Source organism: Arsenophonus sp. PmNCSU2021_1 (assembly GCF_036919435.1).
Lineage (GTDB): Bacteria > Pseudomonadota > Gammaproteobacteria > Enterobacterales > Enterobacteriaceae > Arsenophonus > Arsenophonus nilaparvatae.
Genome location: NZ_JAZHPL010000004.1, coordinates 846,307 through 867,512, shown reverse-complemented (window position 1 = coordinate 867,512; position 21,206 = coordinate 846,307). Strand labels below are relative to the sequence as shown.

At 58.6% G+C, this 21,206-nt stretch carries 28 protein-coding genes; all 28 read left to right on the top strand.

Annotation, left to right across the window (positions count from 1 at the left end):
- Nucleotides 1–237: 237 nt before the first annotated feature.
- The 28 genes from V3224_RS09620 (at nucleotide 238) to V3224_RS09485 (ending at nucleotide 21,116) form a co-directional block, all read left to right on the top strand.
- Nucleotides 238–561 carry a putative holin gene (locus V3224_RS09620; RefSeq protein ID WP_334470158.1) on the top strand — a complete coding sequence of 108 codons (324 nt, stop codon included), beginning with the start codon at nucleotides 238–240 and terminating at the stop codon, nucleotides 559–561.
- Nucleotides 558–1,202, top strand: coding sequence for a transglycosylase SLT domain-containing protein (locus tag V3224_RS09615; protein WP_334470156.1), 645 nt, complete (start codon nucleotides 558–560; stop codon nucleotides 1,200–1,202). The genes V3224_RS09620 and V3224_RS09615 overlap by 4 nt, the downstream gene beginning before the upstream one ends.
- A gap of 214 nt (nucleotides 1,203–1,416) precedes the next feature.
- The gene (locus V3224_RS09610) at nucleotides 1,417–1,818 is read left to right on the top strand and encodes a hypothetical protein (RefSeq protein ID WP_334470154.1); all 402 of its coding nucleotides are present in this window, start codon (nucleotides 1,417–1,419) and stop codon (nucleotides 1,816–1,818) included.
- Nucleotides 1,815–2,138 carry a hypothetical protein gene (locus tag V3224_RS09605; RefSeq protein WP_334470152.1) on the top strand — a complete coding sequence of 108 codons (324 nt, stop codon included), beginning with the start codon at nucleotides 1,815–1,817 and terminating at the stop codon, nucleotides 2,136–2,138. The genes V3224_RS09610 and V3224_RS09605 overlap by 4 nt, the downstream gene beginning before the upstream one ends.
- A 2-nt stretch (nucleotides 2,139–2,140) precedes the next feature.
- Nucleotides 2,141–2,452, top strand: coding sequence for a hypothetical protein (locus V3224_RS09600; RefSeq protein ID WP_334470150.1), 312 nt, complete (start codon nucleotides 2,141–2,143; stop codon nucleotides 2,450–2,452).
- A 2-nt stretch (nucleotides 2,453–2,454) separates the two neighbouring features.
- On the top strand, nucleotides 2,455–3,006 hold the full coding sequence (locus tag V3224_RS09595) for a DUF3486 family protein (protein ID WP_334470148.1): 552 nt from the start codon (nucleotides 2,455–2,457) through the stop codon (nucleotides 3,004–3,006).
- Nucleotides 3,003–4,319: a phage terminase large subunit family protein gene (locus V3224_RS09590; RefSeq protein WP_334470146.1), complete on the top strand. Its 1,317-nt coding sequence runs from the start codon at nucleotides 3,003–3,005 to the stop codon at nucleotides 4,317–4,319. The genes V3224_RS09595 and V3224_RS09590 overlap by 4 nt, the downstream gene beginning before the upstream one ends.
- Nucleotides 4,319–5,779 (top strand): DUF935 domain-containing protein, encoded by a 1,461-nt coding sequence (locus V3224_RS09585; RefSeq protein ID WP_334470144.1) that lies wholly within the window; start codon nucleotides 4,319–4,321, stop codon nucleotides 5,777–5,779. Before V3224_RS09590 ends, V3224_RS09585 begins: the two co-directional genes overlap by 1 nt.
- A complete protein-coding gene (locus V3224_RS09580) occupies nucleotides 5,763–6,596 on the top strand; it encodes a phage head morphogenesis protein (RefSeq protein ID WP_334469209.1) in 834 nt (277 codons plus the stop codon). The genes V3224_RS09585 and V3224_RS09580 overlap by 17 nt, the downstream gene beginning before the upstream one ends.
- Complete coding sequence (locus V3224_RS09575) at nucleotides 6,593–7,048, top strand: phage virion morphogenesis protein (RefSeq protein WP_334469206.1); 456 nt, start codon at nucleotides 6,593–6,595, stop codon at nucleotides 7,046–7,048. Before V3224_RS09580 ends, V3224_RS09575 begins: the two co-directional genes overlap by 4 nt.
- A 225-nt stretch (nucleotides 7,049–7,273) precedes the next feature.
- Entirely contained in the window at nucleotides 7,274–8,347 is a 1,074-nt protein-coding gene (locus tag V3224_RS09570) for a peptidase (RefSeq protein ID WP_334469204.1), read from the top strand.
- Nucleotides 8,340–9,278 carry a hypothetical protein gene (locus V3224_RS09565; protein WP_334469201.1) on the top strand — a complete coding sequence of 313 codons (939 nt, stop codon included), beginning with the start codon at nucleotides 8,340–8,342 and terminating at the stop codon, nucleotides 9,276–9,278. The genes V3224_RS09570 and V3224_RS09565 overlap by 8 nt, the downstream gene beginning before the upstream one ends.
- Before the next feature lie 3 nt (nucleotides 9,279–9,281).
- Nucleotides 9,282–9,635: a capsid cement protein gene (locus V3224_RS09560; RefSeq protein ID WP_334469198.1), complete on the top strand. Its 354-nt coding sequence runs from the start codon at nucleotides 9,282–9,284 to the stop codon at nucleotides 9,633–9,635.
- Nucleotides 9,635–10,099 carry a gp436 family protein gene (locus V3224_RS09555; RefSeq protein ID WP_334470142.1) on the top strand — a complete coding sequence of 155 codons (465 nt, stop codon included), beginning with the start codon at nucleotides 9,635–9,637 and terminating at the stop codon, nucleotides 10,097–10,099. The genes V3224_RS09560 and V3224_RS09555 overlap by 1 nt, the downstream gene beginning before the upstream one ends.
- Complete coding sequence (locus tag V3224_RS09550; RefSeq protein ID WP_334469194.1) at nucleotides 10,096–10,593, top strand: Gp37 family protein; 498 nt, start codon at nucleotides 10,096–10,098, stop codon at nucleotides 10,591–10,593. The genes V3224_RS09555 and V3224_RS09550 overlap by 4 nt, the downstream gene beginning before the upstream one ends.
- The gene (locus V3224_RS09545) at nucleotides 10,568–11,191 is read left to right on the top strand and encodes a hypothetical protein (protein ID WP_334469192.1); all 624 of its coding nucleotides are present in this window, start codon (nucleotides 10,568–10,570) and stop codon (nucleotides 11,189–11,191) included. Before V3224_RS09550 ends, V3224_RS09545 begins: the two co-directional genes overlap by 26 nt.
- The gene (locus tag V3224_RS09540) at nucleotides 11,188–12,624 is read left to right on the top strand and encodes a phage tail sheath subtilisin-like domain-containing protein (RefSeq protein WP_334469190.1); all 1,437 of its coding nucleotides are present in this window, start codon (nucleotides 11,188–11,190) and stop codon (nucleotides 12,622–12,624) included. The genes V3224_RS09545 and V3224_RS09540 overlap by 4 nt, the downstream gene beginning before the upstream one ends.
- Before the next feature lie 43 nt (nucleotides 12,625–12,667).
- Entirely contained in the window at nucleotides 12,668–13,192 is a 525-nt protein-coding gene (locus V3224_RS09535; protein WP_334469187.1) for a phage major tail tube protein, read from the top strand.
- A 25-nt stretch (nucleotides 13,193–13,217) separates the two neighbouring features.
- Nucleotides 13,218–13,541, top strand: coding sequence for a phage tail assembly protein (locus V3224_RS09530; protein WP_334469186.1), 324 nt, complete (start codon nucleotides 13,218–13,220; stop codon nucleotides 13,539–13,541).
- Complete coding sequence (locus V3224_RS09525; protein WP_334470379.1) at nucleotides 13,510–13,638, top strand: hypothetical protein; 129 nt, start codon at nucleotides 13,510–13,512, stop codon at nucleotides 13,636–13,638. The genes V3224_RS09530 and V3224_RS09525 overlap by 32 nt, the downstream gene beginning before the upstream one ends.
- Nucleotides 13,639–13,672: 34 nt before the next feature.
- Nucleotides 13,673–16,111 (top strand): phage tail tape measure protein, encoded by a 2,439-nt coding sequence (locus V3224_RS09520; RefSeq protein ID WP_334470140.1) that lies wholly within the window; start codon nucleotides 13,673–13,675, stop codon nucleotides 16,109–16,111.
- Nucleotides 16,111–16,992: a phage tail protein gene (locus tag V3224_RS09515; RefSeq protein ID WP_334470138.1), complete on the top strand. Its 882-nt coding sequence runs from the start codon at nucleotides 16,111–16,113 to the stop codon at nucleotides 16,990–16,992. The genes V3224_RS09520 and V3224_RS09515 overlap by 1 nt, the downstream gene beginning before the upstream one ends.
- Before the next feature lie 14 nt (nucleotides 16,993–17,006).
- Nucleotides 17,007–17,249, top strand: coding sequence for a tail protein X (locus tag V3224_RS09510; RefSeq protein ID WP_334469180.1), 243 nt, complete (start codon nucleotides 17,007–17,009; stop codon nucleotides 17,247–17,249).
- On the top strand, nucleotides 17,237–18,421 hold the full coding sequence (locus tag V3224_RS09505; protein WP_334470136.1) for a phage late control D family protein: 1,185 nt from the start codon (nucleotides 17,237–17,239) through the stop codon (nucleotides 18,419–18,421). Before V3224_RS09510 ends, V3224_RS09505 begins: the two co-directional genes overlap by 13 nt.
- Nucleotides 18,418–19,059, top strand: a complete 642-nt coding sequence (locus V3224_RS09500; RefSeq protein WP_334470134.1) for a phage baseplate assembly protein V — start codon at nucleotides 18,418–18,420, stop codon at nucleotides 19,057–19,059. Before V3224_RS09505 ends, V3224_RS09500 begins: the two co-directional genes overlap by 4 nt.
- A 23-nt stretch (nucleotides 19,060–19,082) precedes the next feature.
- Nucleotides 19,083–19,445 (top strand): GPW/gp25 family protein, encoded by a 363-nt coding sequence (locus V3224_RS09495; protein ID WP_334468073.1) that lies wholly within the window; start codon nucleotides 19,083–19,085, stop codon nucleotides 19,443–19,445.
- Nucleotides 19,436–20,560, top strand: a complete 1,125-nt coding sequence (locus V3224_RS09490; RefSeq protein WP_334470132.1) for a baseplate assembly protein — start codon at nucleotides 19,436–19,438, stop codon at nucleotides 20,558–20,560. The genes V3224_RS09495 and V3224_RS09490 overlap by 10 nt, the downstream gene beginning before the upstream one ends.
- Nucleotides 20,550–21,116, top strand: coding sequence for a phage tail protein I (locus tag V3224_RS09485; protein ID WP_334470130.1), 567 nt, complete (start codon nucleotides 20,550–20,552; stop codon nucleotides 21,114–21,116). Before V3224_RS09490 ends, V3224_RS09485 begins: the two co-directional genes overlap by 11 nt.
- Nucleotides 21,117–21,206: the final 90 nt, after the last annotated feature.

Genomic DNA, 21,206 nt, shown 5'->3' with positions numbered 1-21,206 from the left:
CTCTTTCCTGTCCTCGAGGACGGAAAGCGCCACGGTTGACTCACAGGTCGGTGCTGTGTGTTGACGGCCTGTCCGGTGTTAACGCACCGGGTGGGTCGCGCTTTTTCCCTTGCCCCGCTCGAGGCAATTGCTGAGGATAATCTAACCACGCCCTGCCATTCCCACTAGTAAACCGCTTTAAAAGCGATTGGCGCACTACCTTGTCACACTGTCTGCCTGATTCTCAGGGAGGCCGCCATGAAAACCCGAAAAAAATTGATGTTACCCCCCTTTAAAACCCCACGCCTCGGTGGCTGGTTCCTCACCGCCGCCGGTCTGCTGCTGGTGATTGGCCTGGTCTCACCACAGCAATTGCCGGTGGTGCTCTACAAGCTGGCCTTGATCACCCTGGCGGCAGTCGTAGGTTACTGGCTTGACCGCTCGCTGTTCCCCAAAGCCCGACCCGGTCAATACCTGCACCATGACCACCCGCAGGTAGCACAAGGTCGACATCCGGTACGCGGCGGCTGTCATCAGGTGTTTGCCGCCGCTGTCTGCCTGAGTGTGGCAATGGGGTTATGACCATGAACCGCTATCAACGTCCGCAGGGCGACCCCAGATGGCTGTTATTCCTTTTGCTGATAGTGCTCCTTGGTGGCGCGCTTGATGCCGATGCGGCCCGTCCCCCACAAGCCGCACTGCCGTACCGGACTGAGCTGATACGTAACGCCCGTCTGGTGTGGGGCCTTAATGCGCCGGTGGCGGATTTTGCCGCTCAAATTCACCACGAAAGCAGCTGGCAGCCCGGCATCACGAACCCCATCGGGGCGCAGGGGTTGGGGCAGTTTATGCCCGCGACCACGGCATGGATTGGGGAAGTAATGCCGGCACTGGCAGCCAAAGCGCCGCTTAATCCCGGCTGGAGCCTGCGGGCGCTGGTGAGTTTCGACCGCTGGCTATGGCAACGATTATCGGCGGTCAATCGCTGTGAACGTATGGCGATGACCCTCTCGGCCTACAACGGCGGTTTGGGCTGGGTGCAGCGTGACCGTCAGTTGGCCAAACGTCTCGGTCACGACAGTGGGCGCTGGTTTCACCACATTGAACGGGTCAATGCCGGACGTCGCGTGAGTGCCTGGCGTGAGAATCGCCATTATCCCCGCAGTATTTTATACGCCCTGGCACCACGTTACCTGACCTGGGGAGGGGCAAATTGTGTTTAGTGCAGTCAGCATCAAAAGCCTCGGTGGGCTGCTGGTAATGGCGCTGCTGTCGGGCATCTGGTGGCACGGCTACACGCACGGCGTCAATCGTGCCACGGAACGGGGCGAGGCAACCCTCCATCAGCTGCGCGAAGCGTTTGCGGTTCAGGAAAAACAGCGCGCCGAGCAGGCCGCGCAAACCCTACAAGCGCTACAACGGCGTTTTACTCATCAGGTGAAGGTAGCGCATCAAGCTGAACAGCACTACCTGAATCGCATTGCACAGCTTCGTGACAAAACCCAACACTTAACTAGGCGGATAGAGGATGTTACCCAACATTGGCAGGATGAAAAAGGCCAGCCTCATGCTGTGGCCTGCGTATTTACTCGTGGCTTCGTGCAACACTACAACGCCGCTCTCGGGCTGTCAGACGTTGACGGTTCAGTCCCTGCCGCCGCTGCCGGCGGCACTGGCAACCCGACCCGGTCAGCTGAGACCCCTGGCGAGCGACACCGACCGAGTCCGGTCACCCAGCGCGATATCCTCACTAATATCACCGACAACGGGCAGCAATGCCAGGTCTGGCGGGCACAGGTCAATGGATTACTGGATTATATTGAAGGATTAACACCATGACATTACAGGTCGATTTCTGGGTACTGGTGAGCTACCTGTTTGGGCTGGCAGGCTTTCTCGCGGGGCTGGCCCGGTGGTTTATCCGCGAGACCGAAAAGCGTCAGGCTGAGCGGTTTGCGTCACTGGAGCGCTTGATGCGCGAGGCGTCCGATAAAGGCTCACGCCTTGAGCGCGGGGTGCTGGAATTCAAAGTGGAGGTGCCGGAACGTTACGTTCGGCGCGACGAATTTATTCATTATCAGCAGGTGGTGGAGTCACGGCTTGACGCGATTTACCAGAAGCTGGAAACCATACAACTGCGTCAGGTGGCAGGAGGATAAGAATGATAGAGACCGAACAGGCACGCGGTGAAGGGTTGCGCTGGGTGTTACTGCAGGTGGTTAACAAGGCAAGGCCCTATCCGGCCAATGACCGGCTGCTGTGGGATGTGGGCCATTCGCTCTACCCGGACATGACCATGCTGGAGCTGCAAAAAGAGTTACTGTTCCTTGAGGGCTTAAGCCTGGTACGCCTGACCCGACCGCCCGCACGCTCATGGACGGCCACACTGATGCCGGAAGGGGTGAATCTGGTGGAATACGTCACCGACGATATCCCCGGCATTGCCCGCCCGGCCAAATACTGGAGAGAGTGACGATGGCACCGCGCAGTCATATCGAGGTATTGCCCTCCTCGGTGCGTGAATGGCTCGACCGGGCGCTGACGGAGCGGAATTTCAGTGGCTACCGCGAGCTGGAGACGTTGCTGCGGGAGAAAGGGTACAGCATCGGTCGGGCGCAGATTTCCCGCTACGGCCAGAAGGTACAACGCCGCTTTGCCGCCATTCGTGAAGCCACCGAGATGGCACGCGTCATTACCGAAGGGGCCGAAGACGACCAGGACAAACGCTCGGAGGCGATTATCGCCACCATTCAGGCCGATATCCTGACCGCGCTGATTGACGTGCGTGAGGCCAGTGATGAAGAGATGGAGCCGGCAGAGCGCGCCTCGCTACTGGCCAAAGTCGGTAAAAGCATTGCCACCCTGACCCGCTCGTCAGTGAGTCTCAAACGCTATCAGGCGGAGGTGCGCGAGAAAATCGCCGCCCGCCTCGATGAGCTGGAGCAGGAAGTCAAAAACAACGACGGCCACGTCAGCCTGGAAACCGTGCAGCGTGTCCGTCAACAAATTTACGGGATAATCCAATGAGCGCGGCACTCAAGCTTTACCCTTACCAACAGCACTGGCTCCTCGACCGGGCGCGCTTTAAAATCGGCCAGTTTGCCCGCCAGACCGGCAAAACCTTTACCACCACGCTAGAGCTGGTTGACGACTGTTTTGAGACCGAGGCCCGTGGCGGTCGCACCCGCTGGGTTATTCTCTCGCGCGGTGAGCGCCAGGCCAAAGAGGCAATGGAAGAAGGGGTCAAAAAGCATTGTCAGGCGTACGGTCTGGCCATCCGTGAAATCGAAGGCAGCGTGAAAGGCCCAGGCAGCGAACGTTACACCCTGCTGGAGGCGGAGCTGCCCGGCGGTTCGCGTATTACTGCACTCCCCGCCAACCCGGATACGGCGCGCGGCTTTGCCGCTAATGTGTTTCTCGATGAATTTGCCTTTCATGCCGACAGCCGCAAAATCTGGGCGGCGCTGTTTCCGGTGATATCAAACGGCTACAAGCTACGCGTCACCTCCACCCCCAATGGCAAGGGCAACAAGTTTTATGAGCTGATGACCGACCCGTCGCTGGACAGCGTCTGGTCACGCCATCGGGTCGATATTTACCAGGCGGTCAAAGACGGCCTGCCACGGGATGTGGCCGCCCTCAAACAGGCGCTCAATGATGACGATGCCTGGGCGCAGGAATTTGAACTGCACTGGCTGGATGAAGCCGCCGCCTGGCTCTCCTATGACCTGATTGATGGCGTAGAGCACCCACAGGCCGGCAAACCGGCGCAGTATAACGGCGGCCCCTGTTTTGTCGGGGTCGATATCGGTCTGCGCCATGACCTGTTTGTGATATGGGTGATTGAACAGGTCGGCGATGTGTATTGGACGCGCGACATCATTACCCGCAAGCGTGCCCCCTTTGCCGAACAGGATGCGCTGCTCGATGCGGTCTTTGCCCACTACCGGGTACTGCGGTGCTGCATCGACCAGACTGGTCTCGGCGAAAAGCCGGTGGAAGATGCCAAACGCCGTCATGGCAGCACGCGGGTCGAAGGGGTGTTATTCACGCCCAGCAACAAGCTGACGCTGGCAACACGCGGTAAAGAGGTGTTTGAAGACCGGCGCTTGCGTTTGCCGCAAGGAGACGGGGCGCTACGGGCCGATTTGCATAAACTGAAAAAAGTGATGAGTCCGACTGGCGCGCCGCGTTTTGTGGCCGAGAGCGATGCCGCCGGGCACGCTGACCGTGCCTGGGCGCTGTTTTTAGCGCTTAACGCTGCCGACCAGCCGCAGGGGCCAGTACGGGCTTACTCCTGTTGCCCACGTCAGGCCTCATCCTTGCTGGAGGGATATTGATGATTGTCGATAAAAAAGCGTTGTTCAGTGACATCGCGACCCGCGCCCGCAGTCCGGCGGGCCTGGGTCAACTGTTCGGCCATTTACCCAATCCCGACCCGATATTACGCGCCAGAGGCCAGGCGATTAGCGTCTACCGCCAGTTACGCGCTGAGCCGTTGGTGGGTAGCAGTATCCGGCGGCGTAAATCGGCGGTCAAATGCCTGGAGCGCGGACTGGAGCCGGGGCAGGCACCTGCGCCTGTGGTGCGTTTTATTGAACAGAGGCTGGCACAGTGGGACATGAACCGCCTCATTGGGGAGCTGCTGGAGGCGGCCTTTTTTGGCTATCAACCCGCCGAACTGACCTGGGCAAAAGACGGTCGCCATCTGGTGGTCACCGATGTGGTGGGCAAGCCACCGGAGTGGTTTACCTTTGATACCGAGAATCGCCTGCGCTTTCAGGCCCAGCAGTCGGGACTGGCGGGCGAGTTATTACCGCCGCGCAAATTTGTGGTGGCCACGCAAGACGCCACCTTTGATAACCCTTACGGCTTTGCCGACCTGTCGCTGTGCTTCTGGCCGGTGACGTTCAAGAAGGCCGGCTGGTCGTTCTGGATGCGCTTTAGTGAAAAATACGGCACCCCCTGGGTAGTGGGGTATCATCCGCGTAGCCAGGACCAGGCGCATATCAGCCCGCTGCTGCACTCCCTCGAGCAGATGGTGCAGGATGCGGTGGCGGTTATCCCGGATGACAGCAGTATTGAATTCAAGGAGCCCGCCACCAAAGGTGCGTCGAGCCGTCTGTATAAAGACCTGATTGAGATGGCGCGCAGTGAAATTACCATTGCGCTCTTGGGCCAGAACCAGACTACCGAAGCCGAAACCAATCACGCCTCGGCCCAGGCCGGGCTGGAAGTGGCCGCCGATATCCGCGATGGCGATGCGGTGATGGTGATGAGTGCGGTGAATCAGGTGATTCGCTGGCTGGTTGAACTGAACTTTGGTGATGTGCCGGTGCCGACCTGGCGACTGTGGGAGCAGGAGACCATTGATGAGGTGCAGGCCAAACGTGACCAGAGTCTGGCGCAAACGGCAGGCTTTTTCAGCGCGCAATACTATCAGCGTGAATATGGCCTGCAACCGGGCGATTTGCTGATGGAAAGCGCGCCACACGCCACCTCTTCCGCCGCACCGCCGCTGATCTTTGCCGAGAACGACACCAAGACCGCATCCGATGCCCAGGCACAGCTTGACCGTGCCCTAGACAGCCTGATGAAAGATGGCTCGTTAGATAAGACGCTACAACCACTACTGTCACCGTTATTTCAAGCCGTACAATCCGGTGTGGCTCCCCGCGAACTGAGGGGAAAACTGGCCGCACTCTACCCCGAGATGCAGGCAGAGGCGCTACAGGAAACCCTGGCCAGGGTGATGTTTGTTGCCAACGTCTGGGGGAGGTTACATGCCGACATTCAATGATAACGCACTGACGGCACTGTTTAGCCTGCCGCCCAAACGGGCGATAGCCTACTTGAAAGCCAAAGGCTTTACCTTTTCCTGGGACTGGCAGGATGTCTGGCAGCAGGCCCATGCCCAGAGCGCGACGGTGGCCAAGGTGACACAACTGGATATTCTGCAGGACATTTATCAGGCGCTGGAAACCACCTTGGCGGAAGGCAAAACCGGCCAGTGGTTTGCTCAGGAATTGACCCCGGTACTGCAGGCCAAGGGATGGTGGGGGGAGCAGGATAGCACCGACCCCGTGAGCGGGCAGCCGGTCACGGTGCAATTAGGCAGCCCGCCGCGACTGGAGACGATTTACCGCACCAATCTCACTACCCTGTACAACGCCGGGCGCTGGGCAGAAATGCGGGAGAATGTTGCGGCGCGTCCCTACTGGATGTATGTGGCAATACGCGATAACCGCACCCGCAAAAGCCACCTGGCGCTGCATGGCCGGGTGTTTCCTGCCGATGACCCGGTATGGCGTGCACTCTACCCGCCCAATGGCTGGCGCTGTCGCTGCAGCGTGATAGCCCTGTCTGAACGGGACATCAAAGCGCGAGGACTCACGGTGGAAACGTCCGGCGACCGTCTGCGCTGGTCGTTGCAAGTCGTCTCGCGCAAAACCGGCGAAATGCAGCCGGTGGCCCAGCTGACACTTGACAATCATACGGTGTTTTCCCCGGATATCGGCTGGTCGTATAACCCCGGTGAAGGGTATCGACCGGACTTAACCCGCTATCAGGGGCCGTTACACGCCGTCGCTAGCAAAGCACTCGGGGGCACTCAATGAAACCCACTCTCCTGTCGGTTGAGATAACCGATAACGACCTGAAACAGGCGCTAAAGCGCCTGGAGAACGCCGCTTACGACCTGACCCCGCTGATGCGACGCTGGTCTGAAACGCTGAAAACCGCTACTGACCTGAACTTTGAGGCGCAGGGGCGGCCACGCTGGCAGCCGTCGGTTGCGGCCCTCGCCCGCCAGGGCATGACGCTCTCCCAGGACGGGTATTTACGCCGCAGCGTGACGCCGGACTATGATGCGCATCAGGCACGGGTCGGCACGAATCGCGTTTATGCACGTATCCATCAACAGGGCGGGAAAGCGGGGCGGGGTGGGTCAGTGACGCTGCCCCCGCGCCCTTACCTGCCGGTATCCGAGGGGGGACAGCTACAGGCTGAAGTCAAACGCCAGCTGCTCGATGAGGTGCTTGATTATTTGCAACAGGCTAGCCTCCGCTAAGCGCTGCCTGACGCGCTCGGGTGGTTAAAGGATACAACGCGATACCCGAGGACGTTTCCGCCCTTTATAAAGCTTTATAAACCCCTTCCTGACGCGGTTATCCCCGATAGCCGCCGCCGCATTCTTCTGTCATCAAAAATATTCAAATGAAAATCTTTAAAGCCCTTTAAAAGGGAAATGCGCCGACCTGGCATACACTGCTGCCATGATGTTAATGGAGGTGCCATGAAATCCCTGCATATTTTTACGCGCGGTCGGCATACGGATAGCCACGGGCAGGTACTGAACGTCAGCGAGCAGGATTTACGCGCCTGTGCGGATGCCTACGATCCGGCGTTACATGAAGCCCCGATAGTGACCGGTCACCCGACTACCGATGCGCCCGCTTACGGCTGGATCAAACAGCTGTCGGCGCAAGGACGTGATTTGTTGGCAGAGCCGCAGCAGGTTGATCCGGCTTTTTCTGAACTGGTGACGGCGGGCCGCTACAAAAAAATCTCGGCGTCGTTCTATTTACCCCACGCGCCGAATAATCCGGCACCGGGTGCCCTGTATTTACGCCATGTCGGTTTTCTTGGCGCACAGCCGCCCGCTGTCAAAGGGCTACGCGCGGTCTCTTTTGCAGATACCGAGGACGGGGTGGTGGAATTTACCGAAGATCGGGATGACAGCCACGACTCGCTGCTACTTCGGCTACGGGCGTTACTGAGCCACTATGTGGGTACTCCATCTGAACCCCCTGCGCTAACCACCGAGACCCTGGCCTTTTCTGAGCCTGGGGTTGTCAACCCTTATCCCACAACGGAGAGCCTTACTGTGGAAAAAACCGAAACCGAAAAACAGCTGGAAGCTGAGAACGCGGCGTTAAAGCAACAGCTCAGCGCTCATCAGGCCGAAAAAGCCGCGCAGGCCGCTAAAGTCGCTCATGACGCCAATGTGGCCTTTGCCGAAACGCTGATGAACGACGGACGACTGGCCCCGGCGGGACAGCCGGTGATTGTCGCGTTACTGGATGCGTTGACCCACAGCGAAAAACCGCTGGAGTTTACCGAAGGCAGTCACACCCGTCCGCTCGTAGAAGCGGTTAAATCGCTGCTGACCTCATCCGCCCCGCTGGTTGATTTTCGCCCACAGGCGGTGCCGGGCAGACGCGCTACACCGCAAGGGTGCGCTGCCTTTACTGAGCAGGCCGCCGATCCGGATGCGCTGCATCAACAGGCGATGGCGCTTAAGGCGCGTGAGTCCATGCCTTACGAAGCGGCGGTGAAACGCTGCCTGACAGGAGAGTCCCATGTCTGATTATTTAAAAAGCAAACGGGCCAACGACCCGGTGCTGACCCACATTGCCGCTGAATACCGCAATGCCAGCCTGATTGGAGAGAAGCTGTTTCCTCTCGTCAGGGTAGAAAAAGAAGGCGTTAAGGTACCGACCTTTGGTAAAGGACGGCTGGCGCTGTATGAAACCAAACGCGCGGTCGGGGCCAACAGCAATATCCTGTTAAGAGAAAAACAGGCGTTTACCGATATCGTGCTCGATGAGCATGATTTAGCGGTGCCGGTCGATTACCGCGAACAGGCGGAATCGATGTTCAATGAAGAAATCAAGGCGATTAAACGCGCCACCGACGGTATTTTGCTGCGCCGTGAGCAGTATGTGGCGGAGCTGGCGCAATCGACCTCGGTCTATGCCAGCAATGCAAAAAAGGCCCTGACCGGCGATGCCGCCTGGAATAAAGAAAAAGGCGATCCGCTGAAAGATATTGAAGCCGGAATGGAAGTGGTGCGGGCCAATATTGGACTGCGACCCAACGTCATTACCATGGGGGCGAGCGTGATGGCGCTGTTGCGCTTTCATAAGGTGCTGCAAGACGCGCTGGGTGGGAATGAACGCAAACGTATCACCACCGAGATGTTAAAAGATTTATTCCAGGTGGATGAGGTGCTGATTGGCGCGCCGGTTCAGCTGGCGAAAGACGGTAAAACCACCACCGACCTGTGGAAAGATAACCTGATGCTGCATGTGGTCAGTCCCGCCTCTGCGGGCAGTGATAGCGCGGATGAGCATAGGCCGTCCTTTGGCTATACCTTCCGCCGGCAGGGAATGCCCCTGGCCGACCGCTTTGACAGTGTTGGCGGCAAGGTGGTCAATATCCGCTACACCGATATTTACAAGGTCGCGGTGGTGGGCAGTGAGGCCGGGTATCTGATTAGTGGCATTAAAGGAGCGTAAAACATGGTGACGCAACAGGTGGTACTCACCACGACCGTGGTGGCAGTGGAGGAGTTAACCGTCCATCGTCTGGTGAGCATCACGGCAAAACCCTTTAAGGGCACCGGGACGGAACTCGGTGTCGCCGAGGTCTCCGGTAAAAAAGGCGACAGCGTACCGATTAATGTGCTGGGCATCATGGCGGTAGAAGCCGGTGCCGCGATTAGCGCCGGTGAACTGCTCAAGGCCGACAGTGAAGGCCGGGTGGTATCAGAAAGCGCATTAACCGGTGGCGGGCTGCCCGCTTCAACGGTGGGCGTGGCCCTGGATGCCGCCACCGCCGCTGGCGAGATTATCCGCATGGTCAGAGGTATCTGATGGCCTACTGCACGTTGGAGGATATCGGGCAATTGCTCTCACACCATACGCTGGTTCAGTTGACGCAGGATGTCTCAGGCGAAGCGCTGATGGGTAGCCTGCCCAATGTGATTCACGACAAGGTGCTGAGCGACGCTATCCGCTATGCCGATGAGCTGATTGATGCTGATCTGCGCGGGCGTTACGTCTTGCCGCTGCAGACCGTTCCCACGGTACTGCGCGATATGGCGGTCAATCTGGTGACGCATCGATTGTACCTGCGTCGTCCCGAAGGCCAACTGCCCGAGGCGATAAAAGAGGTGTATCGCGGCAGCCTGAAAATGCTGGAAGCCTTGCGTGACGGAAAATTGACGTTAGGTATCGCCGCAAGTGGTCAGGTGCTCCCCGAGCCGGGGGCTTTTCATGTCCGCGCCCGTCCGGCGCGCTTTAGCGGCCCCGGCGGCTTACTGGAGGACTTTGAATGACGCTCGATATCATGCGCGCCCTCCTGGGCCTGCTGAAACAGCGGTTGCCGCAACTGGACGTCACCTTCTTTCCTGAGCAGCCGGAACGCTTTCATCTCAATCATCCGCTCGGCGCGGTGCTGCTCAGTTTTGCCCGCTCGCGTTTTGGCGACATTCAGGATGTGGGTAGGGTGTTTCAGCCGCGGGTGCTGCATTTCACGCTGACCTTGGTGATGCGCCAGCTTAACGGTAACGAGGGGGCGATTGCCCTGCTCGATACCCTGCGTCAGGCGGTGGGCGGCTTTATGCCGCCGGACTGTCGCCGCCCACTGTGGCTGATTGATGAGGTTTTTTTGGGGCAATCGGAGGGTTTATGGCAATACGCGCTGACGGTCGCGACAGAAACCTGGTTTGTGCAGGACGCCCCGCACGACGCCTTACCGCGTACTCGGGAAGAGTTCATGAAGACAGAAAGTAATGAGGTGGTCTATGGCGAAGTTTCGCTACAACGGTGAATCCCCGAATGGGGCCCCCCTGCGTCTGGCTGATGGCCGTACCCAGGATGTGATGTTTTATCCCGGTCAGGTGGTCGATGTGCCGGTCGATCATCCGTTTATTGTCTCGCTGGAAGCGCAGGGCTATCTGACTTTTCTGGGCTTTGATTATCCCGATCCGCCCGTTGAACCGGCAAAACCGTTGACTGATTTTGAACAACGATCACAACAGGCTCAACAGCCGACCGGCAAACCGGCCCGTTATCGTTATGACGGCGAACAGATGGGGGGTGCTTCATTACGTTTACCGGATGGCCGCATCCTGGATGTGATGTTCTGGCCGGGTCAGGAAGTGACCTTGCCGATGGATAACGATTATGTGCTGGGGCTGGAAGCCCAGGGCTATTTAACCTTTCTGGGTCAGGAAGCAGAAACCCCCGTCAAACCCATCGTGGCTGCACCGTTGGCACCGGCAATCACCTCATCGGGCGACACCGCTGCTCCCCGCCCTGATGAGGCCAAACCCGTCGAAGTGCCGGTCAGCTCATCGTTAGCGATGCCCGCCAGAAAACGCGGCAAAGTACCAGCAGACACCAAAAGTAACGAGGTCACCCCATGAGTAGAGAACACCATCACGGCGTCGATACGCTGGAAATTGAACGCGGGACCCGTCCGGTCAAAACGGGAAAATCGTCCGTGATTGGCCTGGTCGGTACCGCGCCCAAAGGCCCGGTCAATACCCTGACCCTGTGCCTGTCGGAAGAGGATGCGGCGCAGTTTGGCGATGAGCGAAGTGGATTTACCCTGCCACAGGCATTGCGCGCTATCTATGACCACGGTGTCGGGACCGTTTTGGTGGTCAATGTGTTTGACCCCAAAAGCCATCAGAAAACGATAACCGCAGAAAGTGTCACCTTCGATAGCACGCACCACAGTGCCACACTGAGCCAGTTACCCGTGGGCGATATGGTGGTGAAAAGCGTCGATGGGCAGACCCCCTATCAGGTGGCGACCGACTATACCATGGCCGCCGCAACGGGCAACGTCACCCGTGTTACCACCGGCGGTATTGCCCAGGGGGCCACCGTCAGTGTGACCTATAACACCCCGGATGTCTCAAAAATCACCGCCGCTGACGTTTTGGGTGCCACCAATGCCGCCGACCAGCGTACCGGCATGAAAGCACTGGAAAATGCCGACAGCCTGTTTGGCTTTCGCCCAAAGCTGCTGATTGTGCCCGGCTTCTCGCACCAAAATGCGGTGGCTGCCGCCATGATTGCCCTGGCGCACCCCTGTGAAGCCATCGCCTATATTGATGCGCCTGCGGGGACGACGTTTGCCCAGGCGATAGCCGGACGCGGGCCACAAGGCACCATTAATTTTAATACCGCCTCTGACCGGGTACGCCTGTGTTATCCGCAGGTCAAGGTCTATGACAAGGCGACGAATCAGAATCGTCTGGAGCCGCTCTCAGCGCGCGCGGCGGGCCTGCGGGCAAAAATTGACCGGGAAAAAGGGTTCTGGTGGTCGTCTTCCAATCAGGAATTGATGGGCATTGTCGGGATTGAGCGCCCGTTAAGTGCGCGCATTGATGATGCCAATAGCGAGGTCAATCTGCTTAACCAGAACGGCATTACCACGGTGTTTAACCGCTTTGGTAGCGGATTACGCCTGTGGGGCAATCGCACCGCGGCCTGGCCGACCGTGACGCATCTGAAGAATTTTGAAAATGTGCGGCGCACCGGGGATATGATTAATGAATCTATCCGCCATTTCAGTCTGCAATATATTGATCGCCCCATTAATCAGGGGCTGATTGATGCGCTGACCGAATCCGTGAATGGCTATGGTCGGAGGTTGATTGCCGATGGGGCGCTGCTGGGTTTTCACTGCTGGTATGACCCGGCGAAGAACACCAAGGATGCGCTCAGTCTGGGGCAGTTGAAACTGAATTACAAATACACCCCACCGCCGCCGATGGAGCACCTGACCTTTGAGACGGAAATCACTAATGACTATCTCACCTTCCTGAAAAGTGGGGTTTCCACATGAGCGTGACGCACAGGGTCAATAAGATAACGATAAGGAGGAGATGATGGCGGGCAATGCACTGCATTTTATGACCAATGCCAACGTCTACCTGGACGGCAATAGCCTGATAGGTCGGGAAAAAGAAATCAAGCTACCGGAAATCAACGTGGTGCAGCAGGAGCATCAGGCGCTGGGGATGATAGGCAAAATTCAGTTACCGGCGGGGTTTGACAAGCTGGAAGGGGAGATTCACTGGACCAGCCTGTATGAAGAAGTGGCGCTGCGTACCGCCAATCCCTTCAAGGCGTATCCGCTGCAATGTCGCGGTAGCCTGCAGCGCTATAACCCGGCACAGGGTCGCCAGGATGAATTACCCGTCGCGGTGTTTATGACGGTGATGTTCAGCAAAAATAGTCTGGGCAGCTTTAAGCAGCATGAGGTGCCGGAGATGAGCAGCAGTTTTACCTGCAGCTATATCAAGCAGGTGATGGATGGCCAGGTGCTGCTGGAGCTGGATGTGATCGCCAATATTTTTAAAATCAACGGTGAAGATATGCTCACCGATTATCGCGCCAATCTGGGCGCTTGACAGTAACAGGTAAGGAATAACCCTCATGACACCGTCTTTACATTACACCTTGCAATACCCTTATGCCCTGGGCAGTGGTGAAAGGCTAACCCAGGTCAGCTTAAACCGGCTCAAGGTCAGTGACATCAAGGCGGTACGCCGCTTAAGTGAAAACGCCAATGACTGGGACAGTCTGTTGATTGCCCGTATGACCGGCCTGATACCGGAAGATATCGACAATATGGATTTGGTGGATTATCAGCAGTTGCAAGACCACTTTCGCCAGTTTGCGGGGCTGGATGCACTCGCCGAAGGCGCTGCGTCAGGCGCAGGCCCTGTTGGCGAGATGGTTCCGTTGGCAGCCGAGTGAGCTGGATGCGCTGACCGTGGTGGAATTTGAGGACTATTTACAGGAAGCCGCCGCCCAAATCCGGCAGGAGCACGGGCAACGCGGGACAAGTACTTAACCGTTAATCAGACGTAACACAGGCAGGTGACTCGGTGGCCAACACATTTTCGATTGGGGTGGTGATTAAGGGGGCGGTGGCCAGTGCCTTTCGCTCGGCGATGGGTGACTCCCGACGTAGCCTCAATCTGTTAGGGGACACCACCCGTCGTCTGCAGACTCGTCAGCAACAACTGACCCAGGCAATGACCCGCTACGGTCAGTTGGGCGGTCAGGCTGCGCGTAACCTTAATAGCGAGCTGGGTCGGGTGGGTCAGACACTTTCCCGTCTCGAGCAACAGCATCGCCGTTTGCATCACACTATGATGGCCAGTCAGATTGCCGGGCAACAACGACAGGCCCTGATGGGGCAAGGACTGGCGTTAGGGGCCACCACGGCGGCAGCGGTGGGCGCGGTCGCGCCGTCTGTCAAGCAGTCGATGACCTTTCAGGACAATCTGGTCGATATGGGTATCACCGCCGGTTACGACGGTGCCACCCAGGCGGCGCTGGGTAAAGATATCCGCGCCTGGAGCCAGCAATACAACCAGACGCAGGATGATTTACAGGCCGCCACCCGTGCGCTTATTGGCAATAACATTGACAGCCTGGACGATATCCGCGCCTACCTGCCACACATCGCCCGAGGTGCAACCGCCACCCGGACGTCGGCTGAACTGTGGGCACAGGCGGCGGTGACCACCCAGCAGTGGTTGGGCATTGCCGCGAAAGATTTTGCTGTGGTACAGAACATCATGGCGCAAGGGGGTAAGGCTGGGTCATTTGAAATCGCTGACCAGGTGAAGTGGTTGCCGGAGCTGGCACCACAAATGGCCAACATAGCCCAGGGTAAAGCGGCGGTGGCCGAGATGGTCGCTGCCTTGCAGGTAGCCAAAATGGGTGCCGGTAGCACCGATAAAGCGGCGAACAATTTCAATAACTTTCTGGAAAAACTGTACGCCCCTGAAACTAAAAAACGTTTTGGTGATGTCGGTATCGATATTGAAAAATCACTCATGCAGCAAAAAGCGCACGGGATTTCGCCGATTGAAGGGATGATGAATACCCTGCAAACCTATCTGGCGCAAAAGAGTCCCGAGGCGCTGGCGCAATTTAAATCAGCGATGGCGCTGCAGGACGATACCGCCCGCGATAAAGCGTTACTGGCCCTGCAGCAGAACTTTGGCTTAGGTGAACTGTTTGCCGATATGCAGGTGATGGCCTTTGTGCGTCCGATGCTGGCCAATATGGACAAGTACCGGCAAATCCGCGCCCAGGCCCTGGCGGCCGCGGACAAGGATGTATTAGGCAGTGACTATAAAAAACGGCTTGAATCCCCCATTGAACAGATGAAAAAGTTAGGCATTGCCAGTCAGGATTTGTCGCTGAGTCTCGGTGATGCACTAAAACCAGCGGTAGAGAATTTAGCCGCCACGGTACTCCCTTATGTGAACGCCGCCAATGCCTGGGTCAAAACCCACCCCCAGCTGGTCAGTGGTATGGCTAAAACGGTGGGCGCGCTCCTGTTGTTTAAGGGGGGATTGTTGGCCACAAGGTTGGCGTTCAATCTGCTGGGTTCGCCGATACGCCTGCTGTGGGGCGGGTTTACCCGGCTGCGTACCGGTTGGTTATTACTCAGCACCGCCTTTGGCATGGGTGGGCGCTTAAGCCGCTTCGCGGGCAGTGCGGGACGATTAGGTAAGGTGTTGGCCGGCGGACTGGTGACGGGCCTGCGCCTCGCCGGACACGCACTGCTGTGGCTGGGGCGGGCACTGATGTTTACCCCTATCGGCCTGACTATCACCGCGATTGCCGCCGGCGCTTACCTGATTGTCCGCTACTGGACGCCGATAAGCGCTTTCTTTCAGGCCCGTTGGGCCGAGGTGAAACAGGCGTTTTCCGGCGGTATTGCGGGCGTTGGGGCACTTATCCTTAACTGGTCGCCAGTGGGTCTGTTCTATAAAGCCTTTGCCGGGGTGATGAGCTATTTCCATGTTGAACTGCCCGCCCATTTTACCGATGCGGGTCGCCAGCTGATTGAGGGTCTGGTCAACGGGATCAAGAGTCGTTTAACCGCCGCCAAAGAGACGATTGTCCATTTTGGTGACAGTGTGTCGGGCTGGTTTAAGGAAACGCTGGGGATCCACAGCCCTTCTCGTGTTTTCGCCGGATTGGGGGACAATATTGTGCAGGGGGCGGTGCTGGGCATTACCCGCACCACGCCCGCGTTAGAACGCGCCGTCGGCGGCCTGATGCCGCTGATGCAACCGCCGTCCCCGCGTGTGCCCCACTGGCCTGATACCCCGATCTCCCCTGCCGGTCAGGGGAAGGCTTTTTCAGGCATGCAGATCACCTTTGCGCCGCAGATTGTGATGAACGGTCAGTCGCAGACGACCCCGGCGGCGTTGCGTGATGCATTGGCTATCAGTGTGCGTGAGCTGGAAAAACGCCTGGCGCAGCTGATGCACCAACAACAACGGCGGGCCTTTCACTGATGCTGGCGATACTCGGTGAGATTGAAGTGCAGTTACAGACCGGCTTTACCGCGCTGGAAGCCACCCTTGGCGGTGAGTTTGCCGAGCAGGCGCGCATTGGCCGTAAACCGGGTCTGCAGTGGGTCGGCGACAAGTGCGATGAATACAGTTTAAGCGTGCGGTTTCATCAGCAGTACTGTCAACCGACCGCGCAATGGCAACGGCTACAGGCCGCCTGTCGTGCCCACCAGGCACTGGCGTTTGTGCTCGGCAATGGCGAGTACCTGGGGCATTTTGTGATCACCACGCTTACCGGTCGTACGGTGTTGGCGCATGCCGACGGTATCGCCCAATGCCTGGAGGTCGATATCAGTCTGCGTGAATTTACCGGCGATCTGCGCCAACCACTTAAGCCGCCGGCGATGGCCACGACACTGAACAGAAAAGCCGCCGGGCTAACCCGGGCAATAGCCACCGGTACACCGCTATCGCGGGCGGTGGGTCTGGCCCGTCAGGCGCAGTCGGCACTGGCCACGGCCTCACAGGCGATCCGGGTGGTGCGCCAGATGAAAACGGATCCGGTCGCGGCGTTAACGCGCCTCCCTGGGGTCATTACTAGCTTAGGTGAGGTGGCCACCCCGTTGATACAGGCGCAGCCGTTGTTGGCCGGCCTGGAAGCCCATTTTCCTGCGGCCAGTCAGCTGACCCGAGCGGCGGGCAAGGTGGCGACCACGGCCAGCCAGGCGAAAAACACGCTCAGTGCTCTGACCCCCGGTACCGGCCAGGCACTGCCCGGTGCACTGGATACGGTGGCCGGTCAGGTGGGCGGTGCCCTCAGTACCTGGAACGACGTCACCCCGCTGCTGAGCCGTCTGACGAGCCATCTGGTGACGCGCCGCTAAAGGAGAACAGGACGATGTTTGCAAGCCAACAGGAAGAAGAACATAAGCCAGGTGTCTGGCAGCATATTACCCGTGAGGGCGAGCGCTGGGATACGCTGGCCGCCTACTATTACGGTGACGCATTGGGCTATGTGCGGATCATTGCCGCCAATCCTGATATCCCCATTACACCGGTGTTGCCTGCCGGCATCACCCTGGCTATCCCGTTGATTAACGCACAGGACAGCGTTGAGGAGACACCGCCATGGTTGCGTTAATGACACAACGACAGCAGGCGGTACCGGCCCCGACCTGGACCCTGCATTATGGCCAAAAGGACATCACGCACGATATCACCCCGGACGTGCTCGGGATCCGCTTTACCGATCAGCTCAGTGGCCAGTCTGATGAGCTGACGGTCGAACTGGAAGACAGCGCCGGGCGCTGGCGTGGGGCCTGGTATCCGGGTAAAGGCGACACGCTCTCATTGGCGCTCGGCAGGGTCGGCGCGCCATTACGTCCCTGTGGCACCTTTTCGATTGATGAAATAGAGCTTAGTGGCCCGCCGGATACGGTGTCGCTGCGTGGGTTATCCGCTTCGGTGACCACCGCGCTGCGAACCCGGAGCTACCGGGCGTTTGAGCAGACCAGCCTGGCGGCCATCGCCCGGCGGATTGCCCAAAAACACCACCTGACACTGGAAGGGCTGATTGCGCCGCTGCCCCTTGACAGGGTCACGCAGCAACATGAAACCGACCTGGCTTTTTTGCGCCGGCTGGCGGAGGAGTACGGCTATATCGTTAAAGTCACGCCGAGCAGGCTGATTTTTTCTGAGCGCATCAGATTGCGAGAAGCCTCGCCAGTTAACGTCATTACCCCGCAAGCCGTCAGTCATTACAGCCTGCGCGATACGCTTAACCGTATCTACCAGCAGGGCAAGGTGAAATACCAGGACAGCCAGCGCAAACAACTGGTCACGGTCGGTATCAAGGCCGATGGCACGATAGGCGACGTGGCGCGAGAAACGGCGCCTCAAAAACAGGGACGTTCAACCAGCGCCGATACCTTAAGACTGCACAGCCGGGCACGGAGCCGGGAAGAAGCGACTGCCAAGGTGTGTGCGGGGCTGAACCGGCATAATGAATATCAACGGGTGGCGACGGTAGCGCTGGCGGGCAATACGGCGTATCAAGCCGGGTTAACCGTGCGCCTGGCCGATTTTGGTCGCCTGTCCGGGGTGTGGCTTATCACCGAAGTCCGCCATGCCCTGTCGCGCCAAAGCGGGTACACCTGTGAACTCACCCTGGGCCAGGGGCCGATGGCGCGCACCAACAGGAAAACGACGCAGGCGGATAAGTCGGCGACCCCACCGGTGATGGGGGTGAAAGCCGATGGCAGTGTGGGGCCGCTGAATGAAAAAGAGATGACAATCGGAGAAAAGCCACCATGAAAGCACTGCAATTGATGTTCGGTACCGTGAGCCAGATTGATGAGCAAAACGTCCGGGTACGGGTACGGCTGCCGACCTGTGACAATCTGCGCACCGCCTGGCTGCCAGTATTGCAACGTAATACCCAGCATAACAAGGATTACGGGCTACCCGATGTGGGTGAGCAGGTGAGCCTGCTGCTGGATGCTGACGGCGATGATGGCGTGGTGTTAGGGGCAGTGTATTCCGAGGTAGACCGCCCGGCAGTGGCAAACCGCGATAAACGGCGAGTGGATTTTGCCGACGGAACCGTTGTCGAGTATGACCGCAAAAATCACGCGATGGCTATCGGGGGCGAGATACAGACCCTGACGCTCACCACCCAGACCACGGTGCTAATTCAGACGCAAAATGCGACGGTGAAGGCAAGTCATACCCTGTTGCTGGATGCGCCGGACACCGTCACAACGGGCAACCTGACGGTGCAAAAGCGACTGACTTACCAGGGCGGCATGAGCGGTTCGGGCGGCAGTGGCGCGGCCGCCATCATTGACGGCACGCTCCAGGCCAGCGGTGATATCCAGGCGGGTCGGGTGTCGCTACAAAATCACCAACACAGTAACGGGCATGACGGTAAGCCTACCGGCAAGCCGTTATAAGCAAGGGAGGAGGAACTATCATGATGAACACAATGACCGTTCTCAGCAGCGCAGACTGGCAACCTGCGTTGCATGCGTCGGGTGAACGGGTCAGTGGCGTCGAGGATATTCAGCAGTGCCTGCGACTGATTTTAGGCACTCCGAAAGGCAGTGACCCGCATCGAGCGGATTTTGGCAGTGACCTGCATCGTTATCTGGATATGCCGGTAGAACGCGCCTTGCCGCATGTGGTGCGGGAAACGGTGGAGGCCATCAGACGTTGGGAGCCCCGATGCGAATTACATCAGGTCACGCTGGCTGCGCAGGGTGAGCGGGTCAATCTCCTGCTGCGCTGGCGACTGCAGGGCAGTCAGGTCAACGCACAAACGGAGGTGGCATGGCGTTAACCCTCGAGAAGCCGGTTTTTGTTGCAGCGGATGCGCAGGCCATTACCCGCGAGATGATCACGGCCTATGAAGCGGCCAGCGGCAAGATCCTGTGGCCGGCGCAGGCTGAGCGGCTATTGATAGACCTGTTCGCCTACCGGGAAACCCTGGTGCGCAGTGCCATTCAATCCGCCGCCGAACAAAACCTGGTGGCCTTTGCCCGTGCGCCAATGCTGGACTATCTGGCTGAGCTGGTCGGCGTTTACCGTCTGCCAGCCCAACCGGCGCGCACTACGGTGGAATTTTCGCTGGCGGTCGCGCCTCCGGTGACGATAGCGATACCGGCTGGAACACGGCTCAGCGCCACAGACAGCCTGATATTTACCACCGACAGCGAGGTCAGGCTGACGCCAACGGCATCCCGGGTGACGGTGAGTGCCACCTGCAACGAGGCAGGGATACAGGGTAATGGCTGGCAACCGGCGCAAATCAGTACCCTGATGGACGCCATCGATGACGGGGATATCCAGGTCACCAACACGATACCGAGCGCGGGCGGTTCAGACGCCGAGGACGATGAACATTTGCGCCGCCGTATCCGTCTGGCTCCGGCGTCGTTCAGTACCGCCGGTTCACGCGAAGCCTATCGTTTTCATGCCATGAGTGCCCATCCGGGGATTTGTGATGTGGCGGTGACCCGCCCGAAACCCGGCACGGTCAACCTGTATCCGCTGCTGACCAGCGGGCTGCCGGACAAGACGGTGCTGAGTCTGGTGACGGCCCTGTGCTCGGAAGAGCGGGTGCGCCCGCTGAACGATACAGTGCAGGTGCTGACCCCTGAAAAGGTTGACTATACCATTACCGCACAGCTGACCTGTTATGCCAGCCAGCCGGGCGAGCCGGTACTGAAACAGGCGCGGCAGGCCGCTGAGCAGTATGTGGCCCGCCAGGCTAAACAGCTGGGACGGGATATTGTGCCCAGCCAGATTATCGCGGCACTCTCGGTACCGGGCGTTTACCGGGTGCAGCTCACGAGTTTCACTACCCTTGAACCGACGGTACTGTCGGCGCAGCAATGGGCGCATTGTAGCGACATTCAGTTGACCCTGGGCACGGAGAGCAGCGATGACCGATAACAGCCTGTTACCGCCGCCGCTGGCGGCAGAGAGCCATTTTCAGGCGCTGGCGGCACAGGCGGCACGGTTACAGCAAATTGACCTGACGCCGCTCTTGGTTTATCTGCTGGATATGACCGAGGCGTCAGTCTTGCCCTGGCTGGCAGAGCAGCAGGCGTTAACCGGGGTCAATGGCTGGCATCTGGCAGAATCGGATGATGCGCGCCGTGCGATGCTGAAATCGGCGATAACCCTGCATCGGTATAAGGGCACCCCCTGGTCGATTCGCGCCATGATACGGGCGCTGGGATTGGGGGAGGTGACGATAACCGAAGGGGGAGCCGCCCTTAAACCTGAACAGGCCACCGCGTATCCCGATGGCGAGACGCACTGGGCGCTGTATCGGGTCATCCTCAACCAGCTTATCACCAATGACCAGGCGGCCAGATTACGCGAGACGCTCGCGGCCTTTGCGCCGGCGCGCAGCGAACTGGTGGCGCTGGATTATACGGCGGTTCCGTTGCGTTATAACGCTCAGACGACCTACCACGGGCGCTATAATCATGGCAGCAGTTAAGGGTATGCAAAAACACTTAATGAATAGACAAAAACAGACTACACTATGACTAACAATCCGCCCAACGAGGGGATCCAGCCCGATGGAGGA